This window comes from Pseudomonas sp. G3-19, from assembly GCF_054855875.1.
In genome coordinates this window covers 2788566-2799496 of the sequence record NZ_JBMPIQ010000003.1, presented here as the reverse complement: position 1 = coordinate 2799496, position 10931 = coordinate 2788566, and the positions used below count along the sequence as shown (strand labels likewise).

Here is a 10931-nt window from a genome sequence, read left to right as displayed (position 1 = left end):
GTGTGATGCGCGGTGGTTGAATGACACAGCGCTGGCCGCGACCGCGGTTCAACGCCTAGACTTTGCCGATCTTCAGTTCAGGAACCGCCCGTGACTTCAATCTTCTGGTACGACTACGAGACCACCGGCATCAATCCGCGCAACGACCGTCCGCTGCAGGTCGCCGGGATTCGCACCGACCACGACCTCAATGAAATCGACGAACCGGTCAACCTCTACTGCCAGCCCAGCGACGACATCCTGCCGCACCCGGCGGCGTGCGCCATTACCGGTATCACCCCGAGCTGTCTCGCCGAACAGGGTTTGAGCGAAGCCGACTTCATGACCCGCGTACACGCGCAACTGGCGGCGCCCGGCACTTGCGGTGCGGGTTACAACACCTTGCGTTTCGACGACGAGATGACCCGCTACAGCCTGTACCGCAACTTCTTCGACCCGTATGCCCGCGAATGGCAGGGCGGCAACAGTCGCTGGGACCTGATCGATGTGGTGCGCGCCGCGTATGCGTTGCGCCCGGATGGCCTGGTCTGGCCGACCGACGACGAAGGCAAGGTCACCCTCAAGCTCGAACGCCTGACAGCGGCCAACCACATCGACCATGGGCATGCGCACGAAGCGCTCTCGGACGTGCGCGCCACCATTGCGCTGGCGCGGTTGATCCGCGAGAAACAGCCGAAGTTGTATGACTGGCTGTTTCAACTGCGCAGCAAACAGAAGGTCATGGATCAGATTCGCCTGCTGCAACCGCTGGTGCATATCTCCGGACGCTTCTCGGCGGCGCGGCACTATGTCGGTGTGGTGCTGCCATTGGCCTGGCATCCGCGTAATCGCAATGCGCTGATCGTCTGTGACCTGCACCTTGATCCGCAAGGCTTGCTGGACCTGGACGCCGAAACCCTGCGCCGGCGCCTGTACACCCGCCGCGACGACCTCGCCGAGGGTGAACTGCCGGTGCCGCTGAAACTGATTCACATCAATCGCTGCCCGGTGGTGGCGCCGTTGTCGGTGTTGCGTGCCGACGATCAGCAGCGTCTGGGCCTGGACATGGCGCTGTATCAGGCACGTGCACTGCGGCTAAGTGACGCACAACAAGTTTGGAAAGATAAAGTCGCGGCGGTTTACGCCAGCGAAGACTTCACGCCCAGCGAAGATCCGGAACAGCAGTTGTACGATGGATTTATCGGTGATCGCGATCGGCGTCTATGCGAGCAAGTGAGAACGGCGGATCCGGCGCAATTAGCGCAAGAGCACTGGCCGTTCGATGATGAACGTCTGCCGGAATTACTCTTTCGATATCGCGCACGCAACTTTCCCGACACGTTGAATTTCGAGGAGCAAGAACGCTGGAGAATATTCTGTCAGCAGCGTTTGTCCGAGCCGCAAATGGGCGCGCCTAATACCCTGCAATCTTTTGCCGAGGCCGCGCAGCAATGGGCGCTTAGTGCTACGCCGATACAGAATCAAGTGCTCAATGAGTGGCAGAATTATGTCCAGGCATTGCGCAAACGTTTGAATCTTTGAAATCGAACATAGTGTGCCCATGAAATGCCGGGCATAAAAAACGCCAGCGTATGCTGGCGTTTTTCATGGGCCGCAGAATCAGTCTGCGACAGGCGTTGCGGCTTAGCCCAGCAGGGTAGCCCAGCCTTCAACCACGTCACCGCCCCACTTGGCTTTCCACTCTTTCAGAGTCTTGTGGTTGCCACCTTTGGTTTCGATGACTTCGCCGTTATGCGGGTTTTTGTATTGTTTAACTTTGCGCGCGCGCTTGGTGCCGGTAGTTTTTACTGCGGCGCCACGGGTGCCTTTGGTTTTCGATTCCGGATCCAGCAGGGCGATGATGTCGCGCAGGGACTTGGAGTATTCGCCCATCAGGGTGCGCAGTTTGCCTTCGAATTCCAGCTCGGCTTGCAGTTTGTCGTCTTGCGACAGGTTCTTCAAACGCGCTTGCAGCTCTTTGATTGCTTCTTCGGTGGCGCGATATTCGTTGATCAAGGACATGGTAACTACCTTATGCAGATGTGTTGAATGGCAGGGGACAGTGCCGCAATAATAGTCAGGCTGTTTCATCAAGTAAACATTTAACCGGTTTTTTTATTTGAATTAGTTGCAAGGAATAACCGGTAAATTGAATGGTCATTTAAATAATGTGATGCAGTCATCACGAATATTCACAATTATCTGGCCGAACAGCTTCACTGCAGGACTATCGTTTCGCCGCGCGTGGCTTCAGGCGTCGCTAATCGGGCCTGCCTGCGGACATGTGGTCATCAATACTGCAGTTTCCGCGCACAGTCGCTAGAATGGCCGCCTTTGCGAAGTTCTGGAGTTTTCCCCCCATGCGCACCTTTCGGTTGGTGATTTCCTGCCCTGACCGCGTTGGCATCGTTGCCAAAGTCAGTAACTTTCTGGCATCCCACAACGGCTGGATCACCGAAGCGAGCCACCACTCGGATAATCAGAACGGCTGGTTCTTCATGCGTCACGAGATCCGCGCCGATTCGCTGCCGTTCGGTATTGAAGTGCTGCGCGAGAAGTTTGCGCCGATCGCCGAAGAGTTCTCGATGGACTGGCGCATCACCGACACCGAGCAGAAGAAACGCGTGGTGCTGATGGCCAGCCGCGAATCCCACTGCCTGGCCGACTTGCTGCACCGCTGGCACAGCGACGAGCTCGATTGCGAAATCTCCTGCGTGATTTCCAACCACAATGACCTGCGCAGCATGGTCGAGTGGCACGGCATTCCTTATTACCATGTCCCGGTCAATCCGCAGGACAAGGAGCCGGCGTTCGCCGAAGTCTCGCGTCTGGTCAAACAGCACGATGCCGAAGTGGTGGTGCTGGCGCGCTACATGCAGATCCTGCCGCCGGCGCTGTGCCGCGAATACGCGCACAAGGTGATCAACATTCACCACAGCTTCCTGCCGTCGTTCGTCGGCGCCAAGCCGTACCATCAGGCGTCGCTGCGCGGCGTGAAGCTGATCGGCGCGACTTGCCACTACGTGACCGAAGAGCTGGACGCCGGTCCGATCATCGAGCAGGACGTGGTGCGTGTCAGCCACAGCGACAGCATCGAAGACATGGTGCGTTTCGGCCGTGACGTCGAGAAGATGGTGTTGGCCCGAGGCTTGCGTTATCACCTCGAAGACCGCGTGCTGGTGCACGGCAACAAGACCGTGGTGTTCTGATCGAACCTGCGCGTACTTGAATAAAGAAGGGCCTGGGCGTTCAATCGTCCCAGGCCCTTTTTTCGTTTCAGCCCTTGAGGAACTGCCCGTGAGCGACCCATTGGACAAAGCCACTTCGAAAGCGCCTGCCACCCTGGGGGAGGGCTGTTTGAGCCGCTACGACCCGGATGACCTGAGCCCGGAAGACGGCACCGAGTTTCCCGGCGCCGCCGAGCTGTGGGAGCAGCTCAAGGAGCAGGCGGACGAACCTGAGAAGCCTGCCTGATCTTCAACAGCTTCTTGAGCAGCGGCCGCCCGAGCATCAATAGAAACACCGGGCCGCCCACCACCAGATAGAAATAGAACGTCACCACCCGCCAGATCAGAATCGCTGCCGCCGCAGTGGATTTGCCGACCATCGGCGCCAGCAGCGCCGCCGAGGTCAGCTCTGCGGCGCCCGCACCACCGGGCAACAGGCTCATTTGACCAGCCCCCAGCGATAGCATCTGCACCAGAAAACTCCAGGCCCACTGCAGATCCGCGCCCAGTCCGCGCAGGGCCAGATACAACACGCTGTAGCGTAGCAGCCAGTGCATGCAGGTCAGGGCGAACACCTTGACCAGGGTTTGCCACGGCAACTTGAGGGTGTCGATAAACGCGTCGAGAAAATGCAGCAGCTTGCGCGCCCAGCGCCGACGCGTGGCCGGTTGCACGTTGAGGCGGGCAAGCAGGCGTCCGCTCAGAAGGATCAGGCGGCGGTGGTAGCGCGCCAGCAGCACGCAACTGAACAGCCCACCGAACAGCGACACGGCGCTGACCATCAGCAACCACTCCAAGCGGTCACTGAGATGCTGAAACAACGCGTAAATCAGGATGCCGCTCAGGGCGCAGAGAAAGAACAGCAGATCGCTCAACTGATCCATGGCAAACACTGCGCTGCCACGGGCCGGGCGTACGCCGCAGCGCGCCAGCAACGCCATGATCGTCAGCGGTCCGCCACTGCCGCCGGGGGTGGCGCAGTAGGCGAACTCGGCGGCCATGACCACGCCGAGACTTTTCAGCGGCGTTACCTGATCGCGCTGATCACCCAGCAGCAGGCGCAGACGCAGGGTGTTGATGCCCCAGCAGAGCAGAATCATGCCGAACATGATCAGCAGCCATTGCAGGGGGAAATTTTGCAGGCGCGCACCGATCTCGCCGCCGCCGAGCAACACCGGGATCAGTACAGCAGCGAGCAGGCCGATCAACAACACAATGCCGCGACTCATGCAGCGCGCTCCATTCGCTCGCGTTGCTCAGTGAGCCAGTCGATTTTGGTCATGGGCGTGCGTCCTTCTGCCAGCAGCCGTTCAAGGGTTCGTAGCCAGTAATCACGCGCGAAGGCGTGGCGCATGTCTACCGGGTGCAAGCCTAGACGAATCACCGCGGCGTCGCGCCACTGCTGTTCGCGTTGCTCGCTGACGATTTTTGACAGGCCCCGGCGCCAGGCGCTGCGCGCACTCCACACCAGACCCGGGGCGTTGATGGCGGTGAAATCCGGTAATTGATAAAGATGTTGCGGGTCGCTGGTGTAGCTCAATGGTGTTTCGCGAAGGGCCTGGCGCGTGCCCTCGCTCATCAACCAGGCCGGGGCGACGAAGCCGTGCAACGGCCAGCCATTGCGCCGGAACAGTTCGATGCCGTCGCGCAGTCGCGCCAGGGCGGCTTCGCGGGACAGGCGATAAAACTCCCCTTCGTGGGTGTAGATTCGGCGCATGAACCAGTCGCGGGGTGTGGCTGGCGCTGGCTCGCGGTCGTCATGGTAATAGCCGTGCAAGGCCAGTTCATCGCCACGGGCCAGCCGCTCGCCGAGCATTCGGTAAAACGCGGGATGATCCTCAAGCGCGTCGTGGCCATGGAAATCCGGAACGACCAGCCAGGTCATCGGCACGCCGCCCATTGCGTCGACCGCCTCGACAAATGGCCGATAATCCGCCCACGTCGACGGTGCCACGTCGTGCAGCACCAGCAGCACTGCGCGGTCATTCAAGGAATCAGCCATTGGCCACCCTTGGCAGCGAGTGACCGAGCACCGCGTGATAGTGACCGAGCAAGCTGTCGACCACACTGTCCCAGGAATAACGCCGTTCAACGTGTTGCCGCGCCTGTTGGCCGAGTTTCACGCAGCCGCGACTGAACAGCTCGCGCACGGCATTGGCCATGGCTTGCGGGTTGTTCGGCGCACAAAGCAAGCCGCAGTCTTCGGTGACGATCTCTTCAAACGCCCCGGCCGCCACGGCGACTACCGGAATCCCGCAGGCCATGGCTTCAAGGATCACCAGGCCAAAGGTTTCCTGGTCACCGGCATGGATCAGGGCGTCGGCGCTGGCCATCAACCGGGCCACGGTGGCGGCGGGACAGAACCCGTCGATCACGCTGACATTGTCCGGGACCACGGCCGGCATCGACGAGCCAACCAGCAGCAGGTGATAGCGAGGGCCGAGGCGCTGCATGCATTTGAGCAGCACCGGCAGGTTCTTCTCTTTGGAACCGCGCCCGGCAAAGATCAGCAGGCGCGTGTCTTCGGCAATTCCCAGTTCGGCGCGCAGGCCGTTGTCGCGGGCGTCAGGGTGAAAGGTTTGCAGATCCACGCCCAATGGCTGCACGAATACATTGCGCACTCCCAGACCAGTGAGCTTGTCGGCCATCACCTGGCTGGGCGCCAGCACTCGATCGAAGTTGCCATAGAGCTTGGTGACGTACGCCTCGACGTTCGGCGTGACCCAATGGCCCATGCGATTGCCGACCAGTAGCGGCAGGTCCGAGTGATAAAAGCCGATCACCGGTACATCCAGCTGGCGCCGTGCATCCAGCGCCGCCCACGCGGTGAGGTACGGGTCGCCGACTTCGATCAGATCTGGCTGCAGATCCTGCAGGACGTTGCGCCAAGGGGCGAGACGCACGGGGAAGCGATAACCCTTGCCGAAGGGCAGGGCAGGTGCGGGCACCGTGTAGACGCCATCGTGTTCACTCAAGTGCGCGCCAGGGATCAGCAGGCTGTGGCGAATGCCCGGTTTGACGCCCAGCCGACGATGCTTGGCGTCCAGATAGGTGCGTACGCCGCCGCTGGCCGGGGCGTAGAACATGGTGATGTCGGCGATATGCACAGTGATCAACCCTCCGCTGCGTTCCACTCCCTTGGTTGACCTCCATCCAGAATAGATGTTCGGTCGGGAATACGCGGTAGAGCTGAAACGGCCCTCACCCTAACCCTCTCCCTGAGGGAGAGGGGACTGACCGTGGTGTTTTGGCTTGATACATCGACCTGAACGTCGGAGTCGAACTCAGGTCTTGAAAAGCTTGAAGATCGGCTCCCTTTCCCCTCGCCCCTTGGGGGGAGAGGGTTGGGGTGAGGGGGGAGGCTTTTGATCTTAGATGCGGAAGCTACCGACCAGCTGCTTCAGGCGCGAAGCCTGCTGCTCCAGATCCGAACAGGCGCGCAACGTCGCCTGCAGGTTCTCGACGCCTTCCTGGTTCAGCGTATTGATCTCGGTGATGTCGACGTTGATGGATTCCACCACCGCGGTCTGCTCCTCGGTCGCTGTTGCCACCGACTGGTTCATCCCGTCGATTTCGCCGATACGCTGGGTCACGCTGTTGAGGCGTTCGCCGGCGAGGTTGGCGATTTCCACGCTGTCCTGGCTGTGGCGCTGGCTGTCGCTCATGGTGCTCACCGATTCACGGGCGCCGACTTGCAGCTCCTCGATCATGGTTTGCACCTGCTGCGCCGATTCCTGAGTGCGGTGCGCCAGGTTGCGCACTTCGTCGGCGACCACGGCAAAACCGCGTCCGGCCTCACCGGCACGCGCCGCTTCGATGGCGGCATTGAGCGCCAGCAGATTGGTCTGCTGGGAGATGCTGGTGATCACTTCGAGGATCTGCCCGATGTTCACGGTTTTGCTGTTCAGCGACTCGATGTTGCTGCTGGAGGCGCTGAGCATGCTCGACAGTTGATTCATCGCCTTGATGCTGCGATCCACCACTTGCTGGCCGTCTTCGGCGAGGCCGCGGGCGTCACTGGCCTGATTCGAGGCTTGCGCGGCGTTGCGGGCGATCTCCTGGGCGGCGGCGCCCAGTTGATTGATCGCGGCGGCGACGCTGCTGGTGCGCGAGGCCTGCTGGTCGGAGTTGTACATCGACGAGTTGGACGCTGCGACCACGCGCAGCGCGACCTCGTTGACCTGCCCGGTGGCCGACGACACTTCGCGGATCGAGCCGTGAATACGCTCGACAAAACGGTTGAATGCGGTACCCAGCACGCCAAACTCATCGTTATTGACGATGGTCAGGCGCTTGGTCAGGTCGCCTTCGCCGTCGGCGATGTCTTCCATGGCGCGGGTCATGACGTGCAGTGGCTGGATCAGCAGGCGAATCAGCATGCCCAGCAACGCGATGATGATCACCACCGCAATCACCGTGGCAATCACCGCCGAGGTGCGGAACTCACTGAGCATCGAGAAGGCTTTGTCCTTGTCCACCGACAGCCCGATGTACCAGTTGACCGACGGCAGGCCTTTGATCGGCGCGAAGCTGACGATGCGGGTCTTGCCATCGACGGTGATTTCACTGAAGTCGCTGCTGATGCGCGGGGTGTCCTGCGGATAGGCTTCTTTGAGTGATTTCATCACCAGTGCCTTGTCCGGGTGCACGAGGATCTTGCCGTCGGCGCTGACCAGGAAGGCGTAGCCCATGCCGGAGAAGTCCCGGGCGGTGAGGGTGTCGACCAGGGTTTGCAGGCTCAGGTCACCGCCGACCACGCCAACGCTCTGGCCGGCCTTTTTCGAGGCGGTGGCGATGGAGATGATCAACTGGCCGGTGGCGGCGTCGATGTACGGTTCGGTCAGGGTCGACGCGCTGCTGCTCTCGGCCCCTTTATACCAAGGGCGCACCCGAGGATCGAAACCGTCCGGCATCTTCACGTCCGGACGGATGGTGAAGTGACCGGTGGCATCGCCCAGGTAAGTGGCCATAAACGTCGAGGTCAGGGATTTCTGTTCCAGCAGGCTGGCGACGTTGGCCGGGTCCGGATTGATGGCAATATTCTGGGCGGCGTTCTCGACCAGCAGAATGCGCCCGTTGAGCCAGGTCTGGATGTTATCGGCGGTGACTTCGCCCATCTCGTTGAGATAGTTGTTCAGGTCATCGCGGATCGCGTTGCGTTGCAGCCAGTCGTTGTACAGCGTGAACGAGGCGAAAGCGGCGATGACGATGAGGGCGGCGGCAAGCAAAATTTTATGGCTGAAGCGCAGGTTTTTGTTCATGGCTTGGGGTTCCGCTAAGGTCTTAATGTCCTGGGCGTGCTTTTATAAAGACGCGCAATATGGGCAAGGGTGAAACAAACTGATATTTCCGACTCTCCTTAGGGAAATGTCCGACCGACTTTTCAGTCAGGTTCTCGCCCTTATCTATCGGCCACAGCGGATTAAAGATTAACCATAGGTGACAAAATGCCTGACACATCGCAACTCGTTATCGGCGCCGATCTGGCGGGGCAACCGATTGCTCAGGCCATGCGCCTGGCCAACCGCCACGGGCTGATCGCCGGTGCGACCGGGACCGGCAAGACCGTGACTTTGCAACGCCTTGCCGAAGCATTCAGTGACGCCGGGGTCGCGGTATTCGCCGCCGACATCAAAGGCGACCTGTGCGGCCTGGGCGCTGCTGGCAATCCGCAGGGCAAAGTCGCCGAGCGCATCGCCGGGATGCCCTGGCTCGACCACAAACCGCAGGCTTATCCGGTGACGCTGTGGGATATTCACGGGGAGTCCGGTCATCCGTTGCGCACGACTTTGAGTGAAATGGGCCCGCTGCTGATCGGCAGCCTGCTGGAACTGACCGACAGCCAGCAGTCGGCGCTGTACGCGGCGTTTAAAGTGGCCGATCGCGAGGGCCTGTTGCTGCTGGATCTGAAAGACCTCAAGGCGCTGCTCAATCACCTCAAGGACAACCCGCAGCTGCTCGGCGAAGACGCGGCGCTGATGACCACCGGTTCCAGCCAGGCACTGTTGCGCCGGCTGGCGACCCTGGAGCAGCAGGGCGCTGAAGCGTTGTTCGGCGAACCGGCGCTGCAACTCGAAGACATTCTGCAACCGGCCGCCGATGGTCGTGGGCGGATTCATTTGCTCGATGCCAGCCGTCTGGTGCATGAGGCACCGAAGGTCTACGCGACGTTCCTGCTGTGGCTGCTGGCCGAGCTGTTCGAGCAATTGCCGGAGCGCGGCGATGCCGACAAACCGCTGCTGGCGCTGTTCTTCGATGAAGCGCATTTGTTGTTCGGCGATACGCCCAAGGCGTTGCAGGAGCGTCTGGAACAGGTGGTGCGGCTGATCCGCTCGAAAGGTGTCGGCGTGTATTTCGTCACCCAGTCGCCGGGCGACCTGCCGGATGACGTGCTCGCGCAACTTGGCCTGCGGATTCAGCACGGCTTGCGTGCGTTCACTGCCAAGGAACAGAAATCCCTGCGAGCGGTAGCCGATGGCTTCCGGCCGAATCCGGCGTTCGACACCTTGTCGGTACTGACCGAGCTGGGCATCGGTGAAGCACTGGTCGGGACGCTGCAGGAAAAAGGCACGCCGGAGATGGTCCAGCGGGTGCTGGTGGCGCCGCCACAGTCGCGGATCGGGCCGTTGAGCGAAACCGAACGCACGATGCTGATCGCCGGGTCGCCGTTCAAGGGCCGATATGACAAACCGATCGATCGTGAGTCGGCATATGAAATCCTGATGGGCCGCAAGGATCTGGCGCCGGAGGCGGATGCGCCAGCGGGTAAGCCGGCAGCCGAAGAGCCGAGCCTGGCTGATCGTGCCGGAGAGTTTCTGGGCACGGCGGCGGGGCAGGCGTTGAAGTCAGCCATGCGTCAGGCGGCCAACAATCTGGGTAAACAACTGGTGCGCGGCTTGATGGGGTCGTTGCTCGGTGGCAGCAAACGGCGTTGATCCAAACTGTGGGAGCGGGCTTGCTCGCGAAAGCGGTCTGCCAGTCAACAATAATGTTGACTGGCAGACCGCTTTCGCGAGCAAGCCCGCTCTCACATCGGATAAGTGTCAGTTTTTTGAATTGATATCAGGTTTTGTCTTTGCGTGCGCCGCCAGACGCTCAAGCGCCGCGCGCAGTCCCGGATCGCTGATCCCGTCGGCCGTGGACTGAATGGTCGCCGCCGCATTACTCGACAGGTCCATCGTGTGCCCGACAGCCCCAGGCTGGACGATCGGGGGTCGCACGCTGAATTTGATTCGCGTCAGGTTGGCGAACTCTTCGAACAGCTGCAATTGCCGTTGCAGGCGTTTTTGCTGGTAGCGCAGGCGTGTCGCCCAATGGCCGTCGGTGACCACCAGCGACAGTTCGCCTTCACGCCACTTGGCCACATGACAATGTGCGCGGGCGGCAGGTTGCAGCTGGCTTTCAAGCAGGCGTTGCAGATGAGCGAGGCGTTGGGCATGACCAAGAATGGCTTTGAGCGGCTTGGCTTCGCGTAGCAGAACGGCGGGCGCTCTGGCTGTAAGGGGGCGAAACGCCATGATCGAACACCTGAAGTAACAGAAGCGCCATGTTAGCAGAAAGCAACGGAACCACTCGCCCATTGCTTTTGTCCCTGCTTTACCCATTAAATCAACAACTAACTTCTTGCCTTGATGGGTTGAAGTTGAGCAAAACGCCCTTATTTTAAGTGAGCCCCGTCAAAGCGCAGTGCCAGCATCGTGGAATATCGCCACTTTCCTCACCACC

10 protein-coding genes and 1 pseudogene are annotated in these 10931 nt (G+C 60.7%); 4 read left to right on the top strand and 7 right to left on the bottom strand.

Annotated features, from left to right (window positions below; genetic code table 11):
- Window positions 1-90: 90 nt before the first annotated feature.
- On the top strand, window positions 91-1521 hold the full coding sequence (gene sbcB, locus ACOYXI_RS12930; protein ID WP_134787192.1) for an exodeoxyribonuclease I: 1431 nt from the start codon (window positions 91-93) through the stop codon (window positions 1519-1521).
- Window positions 1522-1623: 102 nt separating this feature from the next.
- Here the strand turns inward: sbcB and mvaT are convergent, their stop codons facing one another.
- Window positions 1624-2001 carry a histone-like nucleoid-structuring protein MvaT gene (gene mvaT / locus ACOYXI_RS12925; protein ID WP_003227581.1) on the bottom strand — a complete coding sequence of 126 codons (378 nt, stop codon included), beginning with the start codon at window positions 1999-2001 and terminating at the stop codon, window positions 1624-1626.
- A gap of 338 nt (window positions 2002-2339) precedes the next feature.
- On the opposite strand from mvaT, the gene purU reads away from it, so the two are divergent.
- Window positions 2340-3188 (top strand): formyltetrahydrofolate deformylase, encoded by an 849-nt coding sequence (gene purU, locus ACOYXI_RS12920; protein ID WP_003227580.1) that lies wholly within the window; start codon window positions 2340-2342, stop codon window positions 3186-3188.
- A gap of 88 nt (window positions 3189-3276) precedes the next feature.
- A complete protein-coding gene (locus ACOYXI_RS12915) occupies window positions 3277-3453 on the top strand; it encodes a hypothetical protein (RefSeq protein ID WP_167797083.1) in 177 nt (58 codons plus the stop codon).
- Here the strand turns inward: ACOYXI_RS12915 and ACOYXI_RS12910 are convergent.
- The 5 genes and pseudogenes from ACOYXI_RS12910 to ACOYXI_RS12890 form a co-directional block, all read right to left on the bottom strand.
- Window positions 3416-4435, bottom strand: a complete 1020-nt coding sequence (locus ACOYXI_RS12910; protein WP_096795101.1) for a lysylphosphatidylglycerol synthase transmembrane domain-containing protein — start codon at window positions 4433-4435, stop codon at window positions 3416-3418. The genes ACOYXI_RS12915 and ACOYXI_RS12910 overlap by 38 nt on opposite strands.
- Complete coding sequence (locus ACOYXI_RS12905; protein WP_461674915.1) at window positions 4432-5208, bottom strand: DUF2334 domain-containing protein; 777 nt, start codon at window positions 5206-5208, stop codon at window positions 4432-4434. Before ACOYXI_RS12905 ends, ACOYXI_RS12910 begins: the two co-directional genes overlap by 4 nt.
- Window positions 5201-6292 carry a glycosyltransferase family 4 protein gene (locus tag ACOYXI_RS12900; RefSeq protein ID WP_210558887.1) on the bottom strand — a complete coding sequence of 364 codons (1092 nt, stop codon included), beginning with the start codon at window positions 6290-6292 and terminating at the stop codon, window positions 5201-5203. Before ACOYXI_RS12900 ends, ACOYXI_RS12905 begins: the two co-directional genes overlap by 8 nt.
- A gap of 285 nt (window positions 6293-6577) precedes the next feature.
- Entirely contained in the window at window positions 6578-7342 is a 765-nt protein-coding gene (locus ACOYXI_RS12895; protein ID WP_371043227.1) for a methyl-accepting chemotaxis protein, read from the bottom strand.
- Between the two features lie 93 nt (window positions 7343-7435).
- A pseudogene (locus tag ACOYXI_RS12890) lies at window positions 7436-8467 on the bottom strand (HAMP domain-containing protein); the annotation flags it as partial.
- A gap of 186 nt (window positions 8468-8653) precedes the next feature.
- On the opposite strand from ACOYXI_RS12890, the gene ACOYXI_RS12885 reads away from it, so the two are divergent.
- Window positions 8654-10141 carry a helicase HerA-like domain-containing protein gene (locus ACOYXI_RS12885; protein ID WP_096795099.1) on the top strand — a complete coding sequence of 496 codons (1488 nt, stop codon included), beginning with the start codon at window positions 8654-8656 and terminating at the stop codon, window positions 10139-10141.
- 108 nt (window positions 10142-10249) lie between these two features.
- On the opposite strand, the gene ACOYXI_RS12880 is transcribed toward ACOYXI_RS12885, so the two are convergent.
- Window positions 10250-10723, bottom strand: coding sequence for a DUF721 domain-containing protein (locus ACOYXI_RS12880; RefSeq protein WP_027612521.1), 474 nt, complete (start codon window positions 10721-10723; stop codon window positions 10250-10252).
- Window positions 10724-10931: the final 208 nt, after the last annotated feature.

Coding starts and splice junctions, on each gene's coding strand:
- mvaT (WP_003227581.1), bottom strand. CDS start 2,001: ATGTCCTTGATCAACGAATATCGCGCCACCGAAGAAGCAATCAAAGAG.
- purU (WP_003227580.1), top strand. CDS start 2,340: ATGCGCACCTTTCGGTTGGTGATTTCCTGCCCTGACCGCGTTGGCATC.
- ACOYXI_RS12910 (WP_096795101.1), bottom strand. CDS start 4,435: ATGAGTCGCGGCATTGTGTTGTTGATCGGCCTGCTCGCTGCTGTACTG.
- ACOYXI_RS12905 (WP_461674915.1), bottom strand. CDS start 5,208: ATGGCTGATTCCTTGAATGACCGCGCAGTGCTGCTGGTGCTGCACGAC.
- ACOYXI_RS12900 (WP_210558887.1), bottom strand. CDS start 6,292: ATGTTCTACGCCCCGGCCAGCGGCGGCGTACGCACCTATCTGGACGCC.
- ACOYXI_RS12895 (WP_371043227.1), bottom strand. CDS start 7,342: ATGTACAACTCCGACCAGCAGGCCTCGCGCACCAGCAGCGTCGCCGCC.
- ACOYXI_RS12885 (WP_096795099.1), top strand. CDS start 8,654: ATGCCTGACACATCGCAACTCGTTATCGGCGCCGATCTGGCGGGGCAA.
- ACOYXI_RS12880 (WP_027612521.1), bottom strand. CDS start 10,723: ATGGCGTTTCGCCCCCTTACAGCCAGAGCGCCCGCCGTTCTGCTACGC.